The 18,821-nt window shown below is 68.5% G+C and carries 21 protein-coding genes; 8 read left to right on the forward strand and 13 right to left on the reverse strand.

The annotated features are described in order from the left end of the window. Window positions 1–132: 132 nt before the first annotated feature. The gene (locus tag LXN01_RS13550) at window positions 133–789 is read right to left on the reverse strand and encodes a Maf family protein (RefSeq protein ID WP_236865939.1); all 657 of its coding nucleotides are present in this window, start codon (window positions 787–789) and stop codon (window positions 133–135) included. Further along, window positions 786–1,775 carry an SGNH/GDSL hydrolase family protein gene (locus tag LXN01_RS13555; RefSeq protein ID WP_236865940.1) on the reverse strand — a complete coding sequence of 330 codons (990 nt, stop codon included), beginning with the start codon at window positions 1,773–1,775 and terminating at the stop codon, window positions 786–788. The genes LXN01_RS13550 and LXN01_RS13555 overlap by 4 nt, the downstream gene beginning before the upstream one ends. 67 nt (window positions 1,776–1,842) lie before the next feature. Here LXN01_RS13555 and LXN01_RS13560 point away from each other — a divergent pair, with 67 nt between their 5' ends. Further along, window positions 1,843–3,330, forward strand: a complete 1,488-nt coding sequence (locus LXN01_RS13560) for an AI-2E family transporter (RefSeq protein WP_236865941.1) — start codon at window positions 1,843–1,845, stop codon at window positions 3,328–3,330. A 158-nt stretch (window positions 3,331–3,488) separates the two neighbouring features. On the opposite strand, the gene greA is transcribed toward LXN01_RS13560, so the two are convergent. After that, window positions 3,489–3,986, reverse strand: coding sequence for a transcription elongation factor GreA (gene greA, locus LXN01_RS13565; protein WP_236865942.1), 498 nt, complete (start codon window positions 3,984–3,986; stop codon window positions 3,489–3,491). 87 nt (window positions 3,987–4,073) lie between these two features. Then, window positions 4,074–4,499 carry a DUF4307 domain-containing protein gene (locus LXN01_RS13570; RefSeq protein ID WP_236865943.1) on the reverse strand — a complete coding sequence of 142 codons (426 nt, stop codon included), beginning with the start codon at window positions 4,497–4,499 and terminating at the stop codon, window positions 4,074–4,076. 124 nt (window positions 4,500–4,623) lie between these two features. On the opposite strand from LXN01_RS13570, the gene mca reads away from it, so the two are divergent. Together mca and LXN01_RS13580 are read left to right on the forward strand one after the other, a co-directional pair. Continuing rightward, the gene (gene mca, locus LXN01_RS13575) at window positions 4,624–5,622 is read left to right on the forward strand and encodes a mycothiol conjugate amidase Mca (RefSeq protein ID WP_236865944.1); all 999 of its coding nucleotides are present in this window, start codon (window positions 4,624–4,626) and stop codon (window positions 5,620–5,622) included. Further along, complete coding sequence (locus tag LXN01_RS13580) at window positions 5,619–6,020, forward strand: hypothetical protein (RefSeq protein ID WP_236865945.1); 402 nt, start codon at window positions 5,619–5,621, stop codon at window positions 6,018–6,020. The genes mca and LXN01_RS13580 overlap by 4 nt, the downstream gene beginning before the upstream one ends. Before the next feature lie 25 nt (window positions 6,021–6,045). On the opposite strand, the gene trhA is transcribed toward LXN01_RS13580, so the two are convergent. Further along, the gene (trhA, locus tag LXN01_RS13585; protein WP_236865946.1) at window positions 6,046–6,807 is read right to left on the reverse strand and encodes a PAQR family membrane homeostasis protein TrhA; all 762 of its coding nucleotides are present in this window, start codon (window positions 6,805–6,807) and stop codon (window positions 6,046–6,048) included. Window positions 6,808–6,914: 107 nt separating this feature from the next. Between trhA and LXN01_RS13590 the strand changes: the two genes are divergently transcribed. Continuing rightward, the gene (locus LXN01_RS13590; RefSeq protein WP_236865977.1) at window positions 6,915–7,694 is read left to right on the forward strand and encodes an isoprenyl transferase; all 780 of its coding nucleotides are present in this window, start codon (window positions 6,915–6,917) and stop codon (window positions 7,692–7,694) included. Between the two features lie 184 nt (window positions 7,695–7,878). Next, window positions 7,879–9,186, forward strand: a complete 1,308-nt coding sequence (gene phoH2, locus LXN01_RS13595; protein ID WP_236865947.1) for an RNA 5'-3' helicase PhoH2 — start codon at window positions 7,879–7,881, stop codon at window positions 9,184–9,186. 10 nt (window positions 9,187–9,196) lie between these two features. Here the strand turns inward: phoH2 and LXN01_RS13600 are convergent, their stop codons facing one another. The 5 genes from LXN01_RS13600 to glpX all read right to left on the reverse strand — a co-directional run bounded on the left by LXN01_RS13600 (window position 9,197) and on the right by glpX (window position 13,862). Then, window positions 9,197–9,688: a heme-binding beta-barrel domain-containing protein gene (locus tag LXN01_RS13600; RefSeq protein ID WP_236865948.1), complete on the reverse strand. Its 492-nt coding sequence runs from the start codon at window positions 9,686–9,688 to the stop codon at window positions 9,197–9,199. A 51-nt stretch (window positions 9,689–9,739) separates the two neighbouring features. Next, window positions 9,740–10,321 carry a dihydrofolate reductase family protein gene (locus tag LXN01_RS13605; protein WP_236865949.1) on the reverse strand — a complete coding sequence of 194 codons (582 nt, stop codon included), beginning with the start codon at window positions 10,319–10,321 and terminating at the stop codon, window positions 9,740–9,742. A gap of 262 nt (window positions 10,322–10,583) precedes the next feature. Further along, a complete protein-coding gene (locus tag LXN01_RS13610) occupies window positions 10,584–11,987 on the reverse strand; it encodes a class II fumarate hydratase (RefSeq protein ID WP_236865950.1) in 1,404 nt (467 codons plus the stop codon). 86 nt (window positions 11,988–12,073) lie between these two features. Beyond that, window positions 12,074–12,748, reverse strand: coding sequence for a carbonic anhydrase (locus LXN01_RS13615; RefSeq protein WP_236865951.1), 675 nt, complete (start codon window positions 12,746–12,748; stop codon window positions 12,074–12,076). Then, window positions 12,735–13,862, reverse strand: a complete 1,128-nt coding sequence (gene glpX / locus LXN01_RS13620; RefSeq protein WP_236865952.1) for a class II fructose-bisphosphatase — start codon at window positions 13,860–13,862, stop codon at window positions 12,735–12,737. The genes LXN01_RS13615 and glpX overlap by 14 nt, the downstream gene beginning before the upstream one ends. Before the next feature lie 78 nt (window positions 13,863–13,940). Here glpX and LXN01_RS13625 point away from each other — a divergent pair, with 78 nt between their 5' ends. Further along, window positions 13,941–14,519 (forward strand): DUF4245 domain-containing protein, encoded by a 579-nt coding sequence (locus tag LXN01_RS13625; protein WP_236865953.1) that lies wholly within the window; start codon window positions 13,941–13,943, stop codon window positions 14,517–14,519. Between the two features lie 76 nt (window positions 14,520–14,595). Here the strand turns inward: LXN01_RS13625 and LXN01_RS13630 are convergent, their stop codons facing one another. After that, on the reverse strand, window positions 14,596–14,826 hold the full coding sequence (locus LXN01_RS13630) for an exodeoxyribonuclease VII small subunit (RefSeq protein ID WP_236865954.1): 231 nt from the start codon (window positions 14,824–14,826) through the stop codon (window positions 14,596–14,598). Continuing rightward, a complete protein-coding gene (xseA, locus tag LXN01_RS13635; RefSeq protein ID WP_236865955.1) occupies window positions 14,823–16,238 on the reverse strand; it encodes an exodeoxyribonuclease VII large subunit in 1,416 nt (471 codons plus the stop codon). The genes LXN01_RS13630 and xseA overlap by 4 nt, the downstream gene beginning before the upstream one ends. 181 nt (window positions 16,239–16,419) lie before the next feature. Here xseA and LXN01_RS13640 point away from each other — a divergent pair, with 181 nt between their 5' ends. Continuing rightward, entirely contained in the window at window positions 16,420–17,502 is a 1,083-nt protein-coding gene (locus LXN01_RS13640; RefSeq protein WP_236865956.1) for a 4-hydroxy-3-methylbut-2-enyl diphosphate reductase, read from the forward strand. A 72-nt stretch (window positions 17,503–17,574) separates the two neighbouring features. On the opposite strand, the gene LXN01_RS13645 is transcribed toward LXN01_RS13640, so the two are convergent. After that, a complete protein-coding gene (locus LXN01_RS13645; protein WP_236865957.1) occupies window positions 17,575–18,009 on the reverse strand; it encodes a MarR family winged helix-turn-helix transcriptional regulator in 435 nt (144 codons plus the stop codon). Window positions 18,010–18,143: 134 nt separating this feature from the next. Here LXN01_RS13645 and LXN01_RS13650 point away from each other — a divergent pair, with 134 nt between their 5' ends. Further along, window positions 18,144–18,788, forward strand: coding sequence for a maleylpyruvate isomerase family mycothiol-dependent enzyme (locus tag LXN01_RS13650; protein ID WP_236865958.1), 645 nt, complete (start codon window positions 18,144–18,146; stop codon window positions 18,786–18,788). Window positions 18,789–18,821: the final 33 nt, after the last annotated feature.

The following is an 18,821-nucleotide window of genomic DNA, read 5'->3' on the forward strand; positions in this document are numbered from 1 at the left end:
GAGATCATGGTGGACGAAGCCAATCTAGAGAACATCACCAAAGGCTTGTGGGCAGACGACAAAACTGTCGTCGGAAATTCTCAGCGGCGTCCGGAGTGTCACATGACGGAGCCGTCACCTCACTGGGCGGGTTCAGCGATTGACGTCCCAGAGCGAGGGCCAGAAGAATCCGAGTGAGGTGACGAGCTCGCGCACCAGCGGCAGGCTCAGCCCGATGACGTTGTTGTGGTCGCCCTCGATGCCGGTGACGAACGCTCCGCCGTAGCCGTCGATCGTCAGCGCCCCGGCGACTTCGAACGGCTCCTCGGTGGCGATGTACGCCTCGAGCTCGGCAGACGTCGGGGCCGCGGTGTGGATCACCGAGGTGCCGACCGCCTCGGCGGAGCCGACGCGCCGCCAGCCCGAGGTGCGTTCGAGCCGGGCGGCGAAATGGCCGGTGTGGAGGTGCGCGCCGGCCCCGCCCATCCGCCGCCAGACAGTCCGCGTGGCCTCGGCGGTGTGGGGCTTCCCGACCGCCCGACCGGCGAGCTCCAGGATCGAGTCCGAGGCCAGCAGGACCAGCGGCCCGGGAACGTCGACCAGCTGGGGATCCGCGCAGATCCGCTCGATCACCGCCTCGCCCTTCGCGCGGGCGAGCAGCGCGGCGAGCTCCGGGACGCTCGCGTCGGGATGGGCCGCCTCGAGGGCGTCCTCGTCGACGTCGGAGACGATGATCTGCGGTGTGATGCCGGTGCCTTCGAGGATCCGGCGCCGGGCGGGGGAGGCGGACGCGAGGACGACAGTGGTCACGAGGGGATCTCCTCCGGGTCCGGCGCCGGCCGCCGGTCGTCCGGGGCCTCCCGGAGAGTCGATGTGCGCGGACCGGAAGGCCCTGACGGGTGGGCGAGCTCTGCGCCCTCGTTCGCGGGTGGTTCTTCGCCACCGGGGAGGACAGCGCGGGGGAGGTCGAGGTCGGATGCGATTCTGCGCAGCACCGCGGCCGACAGCTGAGCGTAGCCCAGCGGGCTCGGGTAGCGGCCCTCGATGCTGATCAGGCCGATCCTGCTGGTGCCGGCCAGCGCACGGTTGGTCGACACGGGCACCGCGCCCGTGCTTACGGCCGCCAGCCACTGCGAGCCGGACAGGACCCGGGAGCTGCGCCGGAGGACGTCCCGGAGCGGGCGTGGGGTGCCGGGCAGACCAAGATTGGGGCAGGTGAGGACGATGACGCGATAGCCGCCCTCGCGCTGCAGCCGGTTGATCGCATTCGACAGGACCGGAATCCCGATCGAGCCGGTGATCGGGTGGATGAGATCGGCCGTTCCCATCGAGATGACCGCATACCGCGCTTCGCCGGCCCCGGAGCGCGAGCGGCGCAGCCGCCGGTCGGACAGCACCGCATGCACCTGGTCGACGATGTCGTCGGCGCGCGCGGACGGCCGCGCGACCGAACGCAGCCGAACCGGGCGGTCCAGCATGGTCGACAGCCCACGGGCAAGGAGCAGGGGTGGGGTGCGCCGGCGGTGACCGACGCCGAGCCCGGCGAGCCAGGAATCGCCGAGCACTGCCAGGGCCGGGAAATCCTCTGCGTCCCGGTCGGCCGGCGGGAGCGGCTCGAAGCGGCCGAGGCGGGAGTCGACGAGCAGATCGAGGTCGGGGATCCGCCGACGGGAGTCGAGGTCGACTGCGCGCCGCAGGCGTGCAGACTGCATCCGGAGCAGTACGCTGCCGACTCCCGCGAAGCTCAGCGGCAGGCCGACGCCCAGCGCCAGCGTCCAAGCTGTAGTGCGACGCATTCAGGTCCTTTCCGCTCCCCGGGAAAGTCTAACGATACCGGTGGACGGGAGCGGATAAGGTGGCCACATGGCCAATGAGACCGGGCGCGGAATGACCAAGCGGCTGCGCAGCGTATGGGACGATTTCCGAGCGAAGCGGGACGAGGCCGCCCAGCGGCCGGGCGGAAGCTTCGGCACGCTGGAGACGGGCCCGGTGGTGCACACGGGGCCGAGCGAGGAGGAGCTGGCGCGCGGGGCCTACGAGCCGTATGTGGCACCGCCGTTCCGGTTGGCCGCGGCGTGGAGCTGGCGCGGGTTGGTGGTGCTGGCCGCCATCGGCGTCGCCGTCTGGCTGCTGTCGAGGATCAGCGTCATCGTGCTGCCGGGCCTCATCGCCCTGCTCATCGCCGCGCTGCTGTCCCCGCCCACGGCCTTCCTGAGGCGCCATGGCTGGCCTCGGGCGCTGGCGGCGGCGGCGACGTTCATCGGATTCCTCGTGTTGGTGGTGGGCCTGGTCTCCCTGACCGGACAGCAGCTCGTCGCGGGCTTCTCCGACCTCGCGGACCAGGTCGTGGCAGGCTTCCGCACGATCAGCGACTGGCTGCTGGGCAACCCCTTCGGGCTCGATTCCACTCAGATCTCGAAGGCCATCGACGACGGTGTCAACCAGCTGATGGAGACTCTGCAGTCGAACTCGGGTCAGATCCTCGGCGGCGCGGTGGGCGCCGCGACTTCGGTGGGCAGCTTCTTCACGGGCCTGCTCCTGACCCTCTTCACCGCGTACTTCTTCCTCTTCGACGGGCGGCAGATCTTCAGCTGGTTCATCGGCCTGCTTCCCAAGCCGGCGCGAGCGCGGGCGGAGGGCGCATCGCTGCGCGGTTGGCAGACCCTCGTGCAGTATGTGCGGGTGCAGATCATCGTCGCCGGTGTCGACGCGATCGGAATCGGCCTCGGAGCGTTCTTCCTGGGTCTGCCGCTGGTCATCCCGCTGACGGTGCTCGTGTTCATGGGTTCGTTCATCCCGATCGTCGGTGCGGTCGTCACCGGCTTCATCGCCGTGGTCGTCGCCCTCGTCTCCCAGGGATTCGTCTCCGCGCTCATCATGCTCGGCGTCGTCCTGCTGGTGCAGCAGCTCGAGGGCAATGTGCTGCAGCCATTCATCATGGGCAAGGCCGTGTCCGTGCACCCGCTGGCGGTAGTGCTCGCGGTCGCCGCCGGCAGCTTCCTCTACGGAATTCCCGGTGCGCTGTTCGCTGTTCCGGTGATCGCCGTCATCAATACGGTGGTGCTGTACCTGGCCGGTCGGGACGTGTTCGCACCTGATTCCACGGCCAAGAGACTCCATGAGGACGGTGAGGAGAGGCCCCTGCTGGAGGAGGACCCGGAGGAGACCAGTCCGCTGCGCCCGACCCTCGAGGAGGAGCGGGATCCCGAGGAGGACGCCGCGAGGGCACGTCCGCTGGGTGGAGCCGGGAACGCATATGGCGCTGACCGCAGCCCGGGCGCCGAATCGGGGCGGGACGCTCAGCCGGGTCGGAACCCGCAGCCGAACGGTGAGCGCGGGGATCGCCCCTGACGATGATGAAGGCGGGCCGCTGCCTGCGCAGCGACCCGCCTTCATCGATGTCCGGGACGGGTCGACCACTCCAATGACGGAGCGACCACTCCAAGGTTGAGGCCTGGCGCTTCAGAGCCGACCCTCGCTGTTCAGCGCCGACCCTCGCAGCGGTCGAATCAGCCTTCGAAGGGCTCGACGGACTTCACGGTGACGGCGATGGTCTTGCCGTTCGGCGCCTCGTACTCGGTCGAGTCACCGACCTTGATGCCGTTGACCGAGGAGCCGAGCGGAGACTGCTCGGACACCACGTTGATCGACTCGTCATCGCCCACGATCTCGCGGGAGCCGAGCAGGAACCTCAGCTCCCGTCCGGCGGCGTCGACGACGACGACCTTGCCCGGGCTGACCATCGAGTAGTCCGTGTTCGCCTCGCCGACCTTGGCGGTGCGCAGCAGATGCTCGAGCTGCTGGATCCGGCCCTCCTGCTTGCCCTGCTCCTCGCGGGCTGCGTGGTAGCCGCCGTTCTCCTTGAGGTCTCCCTCGTCGCGAGCAGCCTCGATGCGCTCGGCGATTTCGACACGGCCGGGACCTGTGAGGTAGTCGAGCTCCTTCTTGAGCCGGTCGTACGCTTCCTGGCTGAGCCAGGTCTCCTCGCCGGTGATTCCCTCGGTCATGTCTCTCCTAACGGTGGCCTGGACGATGTGCAATGACAAAACCCGGATACCCTCAGGCATCCGGGGTGATGTTGTTGATCGCTCAGTCTAGCCGAGGAACCAGCAAGATTCCACATGGCCGCTTGCCGCCAGCTGCGTCGTGGAGATCTCCACTCGCAGGTGAGAAGGCTGCGATTCGTCCGCTGCGGGATCGGGGGCGATGGTGACCTCCCGGAAGCCGACGACCGCCTCGTTCTCGTTGGTGGCCTGCACTGCGCACCGGATCGCGCGCTGGGAGTCCGGCACCACGGACATCTGGGTGACCGTCAGGGTCGAATCGACGATCTCGTAGCTCACGGTCGTCGGGTTCACCGGTGTCCGGCTGGGGGCCAGCGCGTACCATGCAGCGAGCGCCGACATGGCCAGGATTCCGATCACCGCGGCCAGGATCTGCCGGCGCCGGCGGGACTCGGGCGGCTTCCGCCGACGAGCGGACCCGTAGCGGTCGCTGAGAGAGGCCTGTGCAGTCGTCATGTGTTCCTGATCCCGATTCGTCGCATGTCTGTGCAGCGCACTAATCTAGACTAGTCGAATTGTCCGATCCCCTGTCGCCCGGTCCCCGCCGGCGCCGTGCTTCATCGAGAGGTCTGCAGAACCCATGAGTCATCCGTCCCAGGCGTCACTGCCGTACCACGGCCTGCGTCTGCTGGCAGTTCACGCGCATCCGGATGATGAGTCCTCGAAGGGCGCTGCGACCACCGCCCTCTACTCGAGTCTGGGGGCGCGGGTGATGATCGCGACGATGACCGGCGGGGAAGCCGGCAGCATCCTCAACCCGGCCATGCTGCAGAGTCCGAAGGCCTCCCGCGACATCGCGGGCCTGCGCCGCGAGGAGATGGCCGCGGCCGTCGCCGAACTCGGCGCCGAGCACCGATGGATCGGGTTCGTCGACTCCGGTCTGCCGGAGGGCGACCCCGCCGTCGAAACCCCTCACGGCTGCTTCTACCGCACACCCGCCACGGTCGCGGCCCGTCCGCTGGTGCATCTCATCCGGTCCTTCCGTCCGCATGTCGTGACCACATACGACGAGGCGGGCGGCTATCCGCACCCCGATCACATCAAGACCCACGACGTCACGATGAGCGCTCTGGATGCTGCCGCGGAGGCAGGCGCCAACCCGGAGCTGGGCGAGCCGTGGCAGGTGCAGAAGGTCTACTACAACCAGGACCTGTCCCCGAAGAAGTGGCTGACGATCCACGAGCAGATGCTCGCGGACGGGCTGGAATCGCCCTTGGGCGAGATGCTCGACCGCTACCGGGAGTTCAACGAGCGGCGGAAGACCTGGCTGTCGACCCGGATCACCTGCGGGGAGCATTTCCCGCGGCGCGATCGGGCCCTGCTGGCCCACACCACTCAGATCGACCCGAACTCAGGATTCTTCTCCGACGCCAGGCGCACCGCAATGAGCTTCTGGGCCACCGAGGAGTTCGAGCTGGCTGTCGACGGGACCGGCAGACCGCCGCTGGACCGCAGCCGGGACTTCCAGGAGTGGGACCTGTTCGCAGGCGTGACCCGCGATGACGGGCGCCGCGTGCCCGACGAGGGAATGGACGTGCTGCTCCGTTCCGCGCCCCAGACAGAGAAGGATCGGTCGTGAACGCCCTTATCGCAGTCCTCGCCCAGACGCCGGTGCCCGAAGAGGACATCGTCTACCCGGATCCGGTGACGGTGACCCCCGGCACGATCGGCTTCCTCTTCACCTTCTTCGTGGCCGTCGCCGTCGTGCTGCTCGCCCGCGACGCTCTCCGTCGGGTCCGACGGGTGCGCGCAGTCGACAACGCTCAGGAGGTCTATCCGATCCCGATGCGCAGGCAGGCCGGTGAGAAGCCCGCCGCCGAGCCCGACGCCGGCTCCGCCGCAGGTGCCGGTTCTGCCGGCGTCGCGGACGCTGCAGCCGCCGGTCCGGGCGATGGCTCCGCCGGCACCGATGGCTCTGCCGGCACCGATGGTCAGGGCCCGGACGGCAGCACCGCCCAGCCGCACAGCGGACGCTGAGATCTGAAGTCAACCGGGGCGCCGCTCAGAGCTCCGGGTTGATCGTGACCGCCGCGACGATGAGTGCTGCCAGGTGGCTGCCGAAGCCCAGCACAGTGAAGGTGTGGAAGATCTCGTGGAAGCCGAACACACTGGGCGCAGGATCAGGGCGCTTGATGCCGTAGACCACGGCGCCCGTGATGTAGAGCGCGCCGCCGACCACGACGAGGATGCCGACGGCGAGGTCAGCCTGCCAGATCTGCGGGATGTAGCCGACGCCTGCGATTCCGATGCCGATGTACACGGGCACGAACAGCCACCTGGGCGCCGTGGTCCACACGAGGCGGAAGACCACGCCGAGCGCGGCACCCACCCACATGATGGTCAGCAGCACCACGGCGTCGCTCCGGTCGAGCATCATCACCGCCAGCGGCGTGTACGTGCCGGCGATGATGAGGAAGATGTTGGCGTGGTCGATGCGCCGCAGCAGCAGGCGCACCTTCGTCCGCCAGCGCCCGCGATGGTAGATCGCCGAGGTGCCGAAGAGCATCATCCCGGTCAGCGTGAACACCGCCGCGGCCAGCCGTGAGGCGATCGTCGGGGCCAGAATGATGAGGGCCAGCCCGCCGACGACGGCCAGCGGGAACGCACCCGCGTGGATCCAGCCGCGCCACGTCGGCTTGAGCTGACCGGCGAGCCGGCTCAGCTCCAGGCGCAGGGCGCGCCCCCGCCGGGAGGAGTGGAGATCCCGCTTCGGGGCACGTGCGGGGCGCACCGCCTCGGGCCCGGTCTCAGTGCTCGGTTCCATCCTCCAATCGTAGGCGGGGCGGCTGAGCGACTCCGGCGGACGGGTAATCTGAGACGGGATCGAACGAGCAGACTTCCCGGCAGCGGGAGACGAGGACTGGGTGAATGATGGGAACGCCGCGGTCATGGCTGTACCGTCTCTACGACCGACGCATCAAGCAGGAGATCGGGCCCGGAGAGCAGGTGCCGCGGCACGTCGGCGTGATCACCGACGGCAACCGCCGCTGGGCGAAGGAGTTCGGCACCACGACCGAGCACGGCCATCGGATGGGCGCGGACAAGATCATCGAGTTCCTGCAGTGGTGCGAGGAGATCGGCGTCGAAGTCGTGACGCTGTACGTGCTGTCCAAGGAGAACCTCGCCCGGCCGGCCTCGGAGGTGGCAGCGCTGACGAGCATCATCTCGGAGATGGTCGATCGGATCGCCGACCGGGACGTCGTCTCCATCCAGCTGGTCGGCGACCTGCGGGTCATCCCGGAGCCGCTGCGGTCGCAGCTCGCGGCCGCCCAGCAGCGCTCCGCCGCCGGCGATCAGACCGCGAAGACGATGACCGTCAACATCGCCGTCGGGTACGGCGGCCGCCAGGAGATCGTCGACGCCGTGCGGTCCTGGCTCGAAGAGCAGCGCGCTGCCGGCGCCGGGCTGAAGGACGTGATCGGCGCCCTGAGCGAGGATGTCATCTCCGAGCACCTCTACACGAAAGGCCAGCCGGACCCGGACCTGATCATCCGCACGTCGGGGGAGCAGCGCCTGTCCGGCTTCATGATGTGGCAGAGCGCCTACTCCGAGTTCTACTTCTGCGAGGTCTACTGGCCGGATTTCCGCCGCACCGACTTCCTGCGCGCCGTTCGCTCCTATGGCCGCAGGAATCGCCGCTACGGCAGATGAGCGCGGCCTGGCGATTCAGGCGCTGTTCACCCAAGAGTTACGCGGAAGCCGGGTGTTGCTGGCCGCGCGGGGACTGGAGCGGACGTAGGTTGAGAGGAGTTGGCCGACACCAACCCGAGGTGAATGCCTCATCGGGGAAGGATCGAGGCACAGGCACCTCGGCAGACGATGCTTAGGGGAGCCCATGGCTGCATCCACCGACCTCCACACCTACGTTCTCGACACCTCGGTACTGCTTTCGGACCCCAACGCAGTGCTGCGGTTCGATGAGCACGAGGTGGTGATTCCGCTCATCGTGATCACGGAGCTGGAGGGCAAACGGCACCACCCGGACCTGGGCTTCACGGCTCGCAGGGCGCTCAACCTCCTCGACGAGTTCCGTCAGGACTTCGGTCGGCTCGACGAGCCGGTGCCTCTCAACGATGAGGGCGGCACGCTGCGGGTCGAGCTCAATCACATCGATTCGACGTCCATGCCCGTGGCGTTCAACCGCGCCGAGAACGACACGCGGATCCTGTCCGTCGCCCGGAATCTGCAGGCTGAAGGCCGCAGGGTCGTGGTGGTCACCAAGGACATCCCGATGCGGGTGAAGGCCTCAGCGCTCGGACTCCGCGCCGAGGAATACCTCGCCGAACTCGCGATCGACTCGGGCTTCACGGGGCTCGCCGAGGTGGCGCTCGCCGAGGACGAGATGGCCCGCCTGTTCGACACCGGATTCGTCGAGACCACGGCGGCCTCGGAGCAGGTCGTCAACACCGGCCTGGTGCTGTCGTCGCCGCGCGGTTCGGGGCTCGGCCGAGTGGTCGGTCCGAACTGCATCAAACTGGTTCGGGGGGACCGCGACGTGTTCGGCGTCCACGGCCGCTCCGCCGAGCAGCGGATCGCCATCGACATGCTCACCGATCCCGAGCTCGGCATCGTCTCCCTGGGCGGGCGTGCGGGCACCGGCAAGTCGGCGCTGGCGCTGATGGCCGGGCTGCAGTCGGTGCTGGAGGACCACACACACGAGAAGATCATGGTGTTCCGTCCGCTCTACGCGGTGGGCGGGCAGAATCTCGGATACCTGCCGGGGTCCGAGGGGGAGAAGATGAATCCCTGGGCGGAGGCGGTGTTCGACACCCTGGGCGCGCTGGTGTCGAAGAACGTCATCGAGGAGGTGGTGCACCGCGGCCTGCTCGAGGTGCTGCCGCTGACGCACATCCGCGGTCGGTCGCTGCACGACTCCTTCGTCATCGTCGACGAGGCGCAGTCCTTGGAGCGCAACGTGCTGCTGACAGTGCTCTCGCGGCTCGGCAGCAACTCCCGCGTGGTGCTCACCCACGACGTCGCCCAGCGCGACAATCTGCGGGTCAGCCGCCACGACGGCGTGTCGGCGGTGATCGAGAAGCTCAAGGGCCATGATCTGTTCGCCCACATCACGCTCACGCGCTCCGAGCGCTCGGCGATCGCGGCGCTCGTGACCAGCGTGCTGGAGGAGTTCGACCTGCACTGAGCAGGAGGACTCAGGCCTCCGGGCCGGGCGGCGGCTGTCGGGTGAGATCCGCATGGAGATGATGGGTCATGGGCTCTCCGACCGCCGCCATCGCGAAATCCACCGAGAGCGTGTCACCGGACAGCCGGTACACCCGCTCGGTGGACGTCACGTGCTTGGCGGTCGCGGAGTTCATCACCCGCGAGGACAGCCGGAGCTCGAATCCGTCCGCTGCCCGGCTGAGCGTGCCCTCCGCCAGCTCGGTCTGGCCGGTCGGCAGGGCGAGCACGAACTCTGCACGGTCCGCCTCGGGGACCCGCAGGTAGCCGGTCTCCGTGTGCATCGGCTGCCCAGCGGGTGACCAGGTGCGCTGCAGGTAGTGCAGGAAGGGCTTGCCGACGTCGGTGAAGGTCAGCTCCTCGGTATAGGAGAACGGCTCGATCGTGGGATATTCGCCGCGGCCTGGGCCGCGCCAGACGCCGATGATGGCAGCGGCCGGAGCGAGATTCGGGTGAGTGCTCATGCTCCATGGTAGGCATCGTCCTCGCGCATCGCAGGCGCGAGCTCAGATCGGTCAGCGGCGCACTCGATACCGGAGGTGCAGCACCCGACTGCCCTGGATCACCGCGTCGGGATCCTCCAGCAGGTGCTGCGCGTCGACCGACCCGAAGTAGCGCTTGCCGGACCCGAACACGACGGGGACGATGTCCATCCGCACCTCGTCGATCAGGCCCGCGGCAAGCACCTGGCCACCGACCTCGCCGGCGGCGACCTCGACCAGGCGGTCGCCCGCGAGCGCCTGCGCCCGGACCACGGCTGCCTCTACGCCGTCGACGAAGTGGAACGGCGCCTCGGGATGCCAGCCCTCAGGCCTGCCCCGGTGAGTCACGACGATGACGTGGTCGACCCCGCCCGGAGGCTTCCCTTCCCAGCCGTCCGCGATGTCGAAGACGTGGCGCCCCACGATCGTCGCCCCGATCCGGTCCCAGTACGGCCGGGTGTAGTCGTAGGACGCCTGCGACACCTTCAGCACGCCGCTCTCGTCCAACGGGACGTCCCCGCTGAGCAGCCAGTCGAACAGCGGTCCGGGCTGGTCGCCCTCGTCCGCGATGAAGCCGTCGAGCGATACCGAGGCGTACATGACTGCTCTGCCCACGAGGCGCTCCTCTGCTCTGGGTGCAATGAGTCCAAGGCTAGGCGAACTGGGCCGTCAGCATCGAGCCGGCGTCGATTCCGGCGAGCGACCGGCCGGTCACCGGCGCAAGCGCGTCCCGGCTCACGTGCCGCGACGCCCCGGCACCGAATTCGATGCCGGGGCGTCAGCGGTCGGAATTCTTCAGCCGACCGGGTGCGGCGCTGGTCTCAGCGGACGCACGACCGCACCGCCGACGGTGCGGTCGTGCAGTCGCCGACCATGGTCACCTGTAGTCGCCGATCATGGTCGTGACGTCGAGGGCCTTGTCGAGATCCTGCTCGGTGATCGAGCCGTTCTCGACGAAGCCGAGGGCGATCGTGGCCTCCTTGACGGTCATCTTGTTGGCCACTGCGTGCTTGGCGATCTTCGCGGCGGCCTCGTATCCGATGACCTTGTTGAGCGGGGTGACGATCGACGGCGACGCCTCGGCGAGGAAGCGGGCGCGCTCCTCGTTCGCCGTCAGTCCCCTGATCATCTTGTCGGCCATCACGCGGGAGACGTTCGTGATCAGGCGGATCGACTCGAGCAGGTTGGAGGCCATCACCGGGATGCCCACGTTGAGCTCGAATGCGCCGTTCGTGGACGACAGCGCCACGGTGGTGTCGTTGCCGATGACCTGAGCGGATGCCTGGATCGCAGCTTCGCAGATGACCGGGTTGACCTTGCCGGGCATGATCGACGAGCCGGGCTGCAGGTCGGGGATGTGGATCTCGCCCAGACCGGTGTTGGGACCGGAGCCCATCCAGCGCAGGTCATTGTTGATCTTCATGTAGCTGTAGGCGATGGTGCGCAGCTGACCGGACACCTCGACCAGGCCGTCGCGGTTGGCCTGCGCCTCGAAGTGGTTGCGGGCCTCGGTGATCGGCAGGCCGGTCTGCTCGGCGAGCAGCTCGACCACGCGGGAGGAGAAGCCCGCCGGCGTGTTGATGCCGGTGCCGACTGCGGTTCCGCCCTGCGGCACCTCCGCGACCCGCGGCAGCGCGGCGTCGATCCGCTCGATGCCGTAGCGCACCTGAGCGGCGTAGCCGCCGAACTCCTGGCCGAGCGTCACCGGGGTGGCGTCCATGAGGTGCGTGCGGCCGGCCTTGACGATGTGCTCGAACTCGGCGGCCTTGTCCTCCAGCGCCGAGGCGAGGTGGTCCATGGCGGGCTTGAGATCGTTGACCAGCGCCGAGGTGACCGCCACATGCACCGAGGTGGGGAACACATCGTTCGAGGACTGCGAGGCGTTCACGTGGTCGTTGGGGTGGACCTCGATGCCCGTGCCTTCGAGCGACCGGGACGCCAGCGTCGCCAGCACCTCGTTGGTGTTCATGTTCGAGGACGTCCCCGACCCGGTCTGGAACACGTCGATCGGGAAGTGCTCGTGGTGGTCCCCGCCGATGATCTCGTCGGCGGCGGCTTGGATCGCGGAGGAGCGGTCGGTGTCGAGCACTCCGAGCTCTTCGTTGGCCCGGGCGGCGGCCTTCTTCACCTGCGCCAGCGCCGCGATGTGGGCGCGCTCCAGGGTAGTGCCGGAGATCGGGAAGTTCTCCACCGCGCGCTGGGTCTGCGCCCGGTAGAGGGCCTTGGCCGGTACCCTGACCTCGCCCATCGTGTCGTGCTCGACGCGGAATTCCTCGGTCATACTGTGTCAGCTCCTTGCTGTCGGTGCGGCGCGGCCGTAGACGACCGCGAGTGCGGATGAGCGGTCGCGTGCGACCGCAGGGACTGTCAGCCGACGATCGGCGCGGGTGCCTCGGGCCGTCCGCCCTCGTACTCGCCGAGTTCGGCGACGACATTCACCTGGCCATCGGACAGATGATAGGTCAGGCCCAGGATGACCAGCCTGCGCTCCTCGAGCGCCCGGCTGAGGATCGCCGAGCGCTGGGGCAGCCGGTGGACGGTGTCGATGGTGTTCTGCGCGACGGTGCCGTTGACGTCGCCGCGGCCGGCGCCTCGGGCCCGGACGACCGACGGGTAGATCCCGGACACGACGTCGGCGATGAAGCCTTCGGGCACGTCTCCGGAGCCGAACGACTCGACGGCCGCGGTGATCGCTCCGCAGCTGTCGTGGCCGAGGACGACGAGCAGCGGTGTGCCGAGCACCTCCACGCCGTATTCGAGGGTGCCGATCGTCACCGAGTCGGTGACCTGTCCGGCGGTGCGGACGACGAACATCTCACCGAGGCCCACATCGAAGATCATCTCGGCCGCGACGCGCGAGTCGGAGCAGCCGAACAGGGTGGCGAAAGGGGCCTGCGAACTCGCCAGCGCCCGACGGCGGGAGGAGTCCTGGTTCGGGTGCTGCGGGGTGTCGGCAACGAAGCGCCGATTGCCCTCGAACAGGCGGACGAGCGCGGATGCGGGCGTGGAGTAGGAGTTCTGGCTGGAATCAGAGGAGGCCACGGCGTGCTGCCTCCTCTGCTGCTTCGACGTAGGAGTGGGTCTTCTCCAGCTGGTGCTCGGCGTAGACGTTGCGCACGGTGCCGGACTTCGACCGCATGACCAGCGAATGCGTGAGCACCCGCTGCCCCTCGTAACGCACTCCCTCGATGAGGTCGCCCTCGGTCACGCCGGTGGCCACGAAGAACGTGTTGTCACCGGTGACGAGGTCGTCGGTGTTGAGCACGGTGTCGAGCTGCAGGCCGCCCTTGCGGGCATTCTCGCGCTCCTCGTCCGACTGCGGCCACAGGCGGCCCTGGATCACGCCGCCGAGGGCCTTGATCGCGCAGGCGGTGATGATTCCCTCCGGGGTGCCGCCGATTCCCATGAGCATGTCGATGCCCGTCTCCGGGCGGCAGGCGGAGATCGCGCCGGCGACATCGCCGTCGCTGATCAGACGGATGCGGGCTCCGGCCTGTCGCACCTCGTCGATGAGCTCGGCGTGACGGGGACGATCGAGGATCACCACGGTGACCGAGGACATGTCCTTGCCCTTGCCCTTGGCCTTGGCGACCCTGCGGATGTTCTCCGCCACGGGCAGGCGGAGGTCGACGGAGTCGGCGGCCTCGGGGCCGGTGACGAGCTTCTCCATATAGAAGACCGCGGAGGGGTCGTACATCGAGCCGCCCTCGCTGACGGCCATCACGGAGATCGCGTTCGGCATGCCCTTGGCAGTCAGGCTCGTGCCGTCGATCGGATCGACCGCGACATCGCATTTGGGGCCGGCGCCGTCACCGACGGACTCCCCGTTGTAGAGCATCGGTGCTTCGTCCTTCTCGCCCTCGCCGATGACGACGGTGCCGTCCATCCGCACGGTCGAGATGACGTTGCGCATCGCGGCGACGGCGGCGCCGTCGGCGGCGAGCTTGTCGCCGCGTCCGACCCAGGGAGCTGCGGCGATCGCGGCGGCTTCGGTGACCCGCACGAGCTCCAGGGCGAGGTTACGGTCCGGCCCGGATGAGGTCTTTCGACTCTGGGACCACTGATCGGTCACGGCCACGGGCGGGGTCTCTGCGCGACCTCCGCTGTGGTGGGCCTTCTCGGGCTGGGCGCTGGGTGGCGGGCTCGTCTCTGTCATGGCTTCATTGTGCCATCGTTGCTCAGCTCGCCATCGGCGGGTTTGGCGTCCGCGAAGCGAACGCGGGACAATGGCGGGGTGAATACGCAGCAGGAACCCCGGGTGCAGCCCGGGTCGCGAGACGAGATGCGGCAGCTTCGCACGGGAGCCAACTGGGTGAACATGGCGATCGCCCTGGGCGCATGCCTGATCGTCGTGCTCGCCGCGCTGGCCTTCGTCCCGCGCCCGGAGACCGAGCTCACCCGCGAGATCGACTATGTCGGCGTGGCGCAGAGTGCTCAGCAGGATGCGGAGTTCCGGCTCGCGGTTCCCGAGCTTCCCGAGGGCTGGGTGAGCAACGAAGCCTCGTTCCGTCCCATGGGTTCGCCCGAGTCGGAGACCTGGTACGTGTCCTGGGTGGGTCCGGAGCGCGGGTGGGTGTCCCTCAGACAGTCCCAGGGCGATGAGAACTGGGTGAAGTCGATGCTCGACGAGGACATGCTGCAGACCGGGGCCCGGGATATCGCGGGCGAGTCGTTCGCGACCTACGAGGACAGCGGCGCTAGGCAGGCTCTCGTCGGCGAGGTCGGCGAGACCACCCTCGTGCTCAAGGGCACAGCGCCCTGGGAGACCTTCGACCAGTTCGCGTCGCAGATTGTCGAGGACGCGAAGGGCTGACGGGGGCGGTCTGCTCGGTGGATGATCCTCAGGGCTGACACACCTCAGCGCTGATGCTCCTGAGACGTCCCAAGCGTCATTCCGGCGCGGCGTCCTCGCGCGCGGCCTTCGCCTTCTCGAGCTTGTCACGGGCACCGTCGAGCCAGTTCTGGCAGCGGTCTGCCAGCGCCTCTCCGCGCTCCCAGAGCCGCAGCGACTCCTCGAGCGGCAGATTCCCCGCTTCCAGACGGTTGACGGTGGTCACGAGCTCGGCCCGTGCCTGTTCGTAGCTCAGGGACGAGATGTCCGGCTCTGCAATGTCGCTCACTGGGGTTCTCCTGTCGTCGGCTGTGATCTGTGTGTGCTCGGTGGCCCGGATGCTGCGGCAGAGGAGGCGGGGTCCGCGGGGCCGGAGTGGGAGTCTGCCCCAGAATTCGGGGCGGCCACTCCTGGGTGCTGTGAGTCGGGGTGGATGGACGTCACCGCGGCGTCGAAGCCGCCTTCGGCGACCCGCACGGAGACAGCCTGTCCGGCTTCCACCGTGTGGGACGATCGCACTGCGGTGCCGTCGACTGTCTGCACGACTGCATAGCCGCGGGCGAGTGTATTGCGCGGCGACAGGGCGCGGACCTGCGCACGCAGATGCTCGACCGCGGCCGAGGCGTGGACCAGCGCCGCCTTTCCGGACTGCCACGACCGTGCACGCAGGGCCTCGATCTCCTGTTCCCGGCTGGTGATCATCGTCTCCGGCTGGGCCATGACCGGCCGTGACCGTACCGCCCTCAGAGCTTCGGATTCCCGGCGGAGCAGGCGTTCGAGCGCTCCGTCGAGCGCGGCCCGTGCCTGCAGCAGGTTGAACTTCTCCTCCTGAAAGTCCGGGACGATCCGCTTTGCTGCGTCCGTGGGAGTGGAGGCGCGAAGGTCGGCGACCTCGTCGAGGATGGGCCGGTCCGCCTCATGCCCGATCGCCGAGACCACCGGGGTGAGCGCCGCGCTGACGGCCCTGACGAGGGATTCGTTCGAGAAGGGCAGCAGGTCTTCGAGGCTGCCGCCGCCGCGGGCGATGACGATGACGTCGACCTCGGGATGGGCATCGAGATCCAGCAGTGCTGCCCTGACCTGCGGGACCGCGTCCGGACCCTGGACGGCGACGCTGCGGATCTCGAATTCGACGGCCGGCCAGCGCAGACGCGCGTTGCGCACGACGTCCTTCTCCGCATCCGAATTCCGCCCGGTGATGAGTCCGACCCGCTGGGGCAGGAAGGGCAGGGGCTTCTTGAGCTCGGGATCGAACAGACCTTCGGCCGCCAGCATCCGCTTGAGCTTCTCCAGTCGTGCGAGCAGCTCGCCGAGGCCCACGGCGCGGATGTCATTGGCCCGCATCGTCAGCCGGCCGGCTTTGACCCAGAAGTCCGCCTTGACGTTGACCACCACGCGTGCGCCTTCGCTCAAGGGCGTGTCGACCCGATCGAGGACGTTGTTCCACACCTGCACGGGCAGGGACATCTCCTCGTCGACGTCCCGCAGAGTCAGATAGCTGGCCTTGCCCCGGCGGTTGAACTCGATGACCTGGCCTTCGATCCAGACCGCGGACATCCGGTCGATGTACGCCTTGATGTTGCGGCTGAGCAGGCTCAGCGGCCACGGGTTGTCCGGCGTGGTCTCTGCCGCCGTCGCCGGGAGCACCCGGGTGGGGACAGCCCCCACCGTGCCCGGCGTGCCCGAGATCCTCTGGGCCACTGCACTCCACCTACCTCTGCTCGTGTGTGTCTGCCCGGAAGTCTAGTGCCCTGCGCGGACACGGCGGCAGCAGTGATGCCCGGGGCCGGCGGGCAGCCGGACGCGCCCGGGCATCCGTTGGCATCCCGAAGCGTCCCGGGGCGCTGTGGAGCCGTTCAGGTTGCGCCCCTAGACTGGTGGGGTGACTTCTACAGTGACTGTTCCCGTTCCTGCCATGCCGCGCAAGCGGAAGGCTCCCTCCGAGATCAGGTCGCCCGAAGGTGCTGAGAAGAAGGTTCTCCTGGCGGCCCCACGCGGCTACTGCGCCGGCGTCGACCGTGCGGTGATCGCCGTCGAGCGCGCGCTGGAGCACTACGGTGCGCCGGTCTACGTGCGCAAGGAGATCGTCCACAACCGGCACGTCGTCGACACGCTGTCGGAGCGCGGTGCCGTCTTCGTCGACGACACCTCCGACGTCCCGGAGGGCGAGCGGGTGGTGTTCTCCGCCCACGGCGTCTCACCAGAGGTCCACCGGGAGGCAGCCGCACGCAGCCTGTCCACCATCGACGCCACCTGCCCGCTGGTCACCAAGGTCCACCGCGAGGCGGTGCGGTTCGCCCGCGACGGCTACCACATCCTGCTCGTCGGCCACGCCGGTCACGAAGAGGTCGAGGGCACGATGGGGGAGGCGCCTGAGCACATCACCCTCGTGCAGAACCCCGACGAGGCCCGCACCGTCGAGGTCCCCCAGCCGGAGAAGCTCGTGTGGCTCTCCCAGACCACGCTGAGCGTCGACGAGACGATGGAGACCGTCAACATCCTGCGTGAGCGGTTCCCGCACCTGCAGAGCCCGCCCAGCGACGACATCTGCTACGCCACGCAGAACCGTCAGGTCGCGGTCAAGAAGATCGCTCCGGGCGCCGATCTCGTCCTCGTCGTCGGATCTGCCAACTCCTCGAACTCGGTGCGCCTGGTCGAGGTCGCCCTCGAGCAAGGTGCGAAGGCCGCGTACCGCGTGGACTTCGCCCGCGAGGTCGACGAGAACTGGTTCGACGGGGTCGCCACCGTCGGCGTCACGAGCGGCGCCAGCGTGCCGGACACGCTCGTCCAGGACCTGCTGCGACTGCTCGCCGACTACGGCTTCGACTCCGTCGAAGAGGTGCGCACCGCCGAAGAGGATCTGGTCTTCTCACTCCCGCGCGAGCTGCGCAAGGATCTCAAGGCCGCCGGTCAGGAGACGTCGAACAAGAAGAACGGGGCCGACCGCACGCACGACCTCGTGTGATCGCTCACGGCACGTGATACTCCGAAGCCCGGATGAGAACTTCCTCATCCGGGCTTCGCAGTCAGCTCGACCTCACATGTACGGATCGGTGATGGCCCGCAGCTCCGCCAACGCTTCCCTCAGGCCGGTGTAGCGGCGCGGACCCAGGTAATCACGCCATTCGCTCTCGATCTCTGCCTCCATCTCCCGGGCGCACCGCTGCGCCGCCTGCCCGCGGGCCGCGACGCGGATCAGCTTCGCGCGGGCGTCGGCTTCGTCCGGCACCCGGACGATGTAGCCGGAGCGCTCGAGCTGGCTCACGAGGTGCGCGGCGGTCTGCTTGGACAGCCCGGCGGATTCGGCCAGCGTCGTCAGCCGCATTCCCGCAGGGTTGAGCCGGGCCGCCACCCGAGCCTGCGCAGGTGTGAGATCGTCGAACCCGTGCTTCGCCAGGTGCGCCAGGATCCGTGACTCCGCGTGCCTGTGCGCGACGAACATCAGAGTCGGGGTGTTCGGCTGATCCGACACGGTCTCTCCGTTCGTCCGGAAGGCCCTGCTGCTGGGGCGTGGGGTGAGAAACCCCTTGACACGATAGTAAAGACTCTTGATCATTGTAGTCAAAGGATTTGACTACTCGCGTCACTGCCGCCCAAGGGGGAGTCATGGATCGCTCGCAGACCTGGGAATGGATCGTGCAGGAGCGCCACCAGCTGGCAGGGGTTCTCGCTGATCTGAGTCCGGCGGAATGGGACACGCCTTCGCGTTGCGCGGGGTGGACCGTTCGAGACGTCGCCGCGCATGTGATCGCCTCCCCGCAGCTGTCCGCACCCGCGATGCTGCGCACTTTTCCCTCGCTCGCTCGCTACGGCTACAACGGGATGATTCTGCGCGACGGTCAGCGGCGGGGGAGAGCGTCGACCGAGAGCATCCTCGCCGACTTCGCTCGGTGGTCAGGGGTCCGCCGTGCACCTTTCGGGCTGACGCCTGCGGAGCCGCTGGTCGACATCCTGGTCCACACGCAGGACATCCTGCGGCCGTTGGGACGGGTCCACCGTCCGCCGGTCGCCGCTGCGATGGCGGCCGCCGACCGGGCGCGGCGCCTCGGCTTCCTGCTCGGCAGCCGGAGGACCGTCGGCATGGTCAGGATGGTCGCGACCGACGCCGACTGGGCCCGCGGGGCCGGCCCCCTGGTGCAGGCGCCGATGGAGGAGCTCCTGATGCTGTGCGCCGGCAGGCCGCCTCGGTGGGAGGCCTGCGCGGGTCCGGGTGTGGAGGCTCTGCGCGCTCGGACGCTGCAGGACCATTGACGGCGTGGTCCACTGCCGAGCCACTGATGCCGT

Origin of the sequence: Brevibacterium daeguense (genome assembly GCF_021729135.1) — a bacterium.
In the GTDB taxonomy this organism is placed as follows: domain Bacteria; phylum Actinomycetota; class Actinomycetes; order Actinomycetales; family Brevibacteriaceae; genus Brevibacterium; species Brevibacterium daeguense.

What these genes read in the sequence shown, in the direction of transcription:
- LXN01_RS13555 (WP_236865940.1), bottom strand. Translation starts at nt 1,775, where the DNA reads ATGCGTCGCACTACAGCTTGGACGCTGGCGCTGGGCGTCGGCCTGCCG.
- LXN01_RS13560 (WP_236865941.1), top strand. Translation starts at nt 1,843, where the DNA reads ATGGCCAATGAGACCGGGCGCGGAATGACCAAGCGGCTGCGCAGCGTA.
- greA (WP_236865942.1), bottom strand. Translation starts at nt 3,986, where the DNA reads ATGACCGAGGGAATCACCGGCGAGGAGACCTGGCTCAGCCAGGAAGCG.
- LXN01_RS13570 (WP_236865943.1), bottom strand. Translation starts at nt 4,499, where the DNA reads ATGACGACTGCACAGGCCTCTCTCAGCGACCGCTACGGGTCCGCTCGT.
- mca (WP_236865944.1), top strand. Translation starts at nt 4,624, where the DNA reads ATGAGTCATCCGTCCCAGGCGTCACTGCCGTACCACGGCCTGCGTCTG.
- trhA (WP_236865946.1), bottom strand. Translation starts at nt 6,807, where the DNA reads ATGGAACCGAGCACTGAGACCGGGCCCGAGGCGGTGCGCCCCGCACGT.
- LXN01_RS13590 (WP_236865977.1), top strand. Translation starts at nt 6,915, where the DNA reads ATGGGAACGCCGCGGTCATGGCTGTACCGTCTCTACGACCGACGCATC.
- phoH2 (WP_236865947.1), top strand. Translation starts at nt 7,879, where the DNA reads ATGGCTGCATCCACCGACCTCCACACCTACGTTCTCGACACCTCGGTA.
- LXN01_RS13600 (WP_236865948.1), bottom strand. Translation starts at nt 9,688, where the DNA reads ATGAGCACTCACCCGAATCTCGCTCCGGCCGCTGCCATCATCGGCGTC.
- LXN01_RS13610 (WP_236865950.1), bottom strand. Translation starts at nt 11,987, where the DNA reads ATGACCGAGGAATTCCGCGTCGAGCACGACACGATGGGCGAGGTCAGG.
- glpX (WP_236865952.1), bottom strand. Translation starts at nt 13,862, where the DNA reads ATGACAGAGACGAGCCCGCCACCCAGCGCCCAGCCCGAGAAGGCCCAC.
- LXN01_RS13650 (WP_236865958.1), top strand. Translation starts at nt 18,144, where the DNA reads ATGGATCGCTCGCAGACCTGGGAATGGATCGTGCAGGAGCGCCACCAG.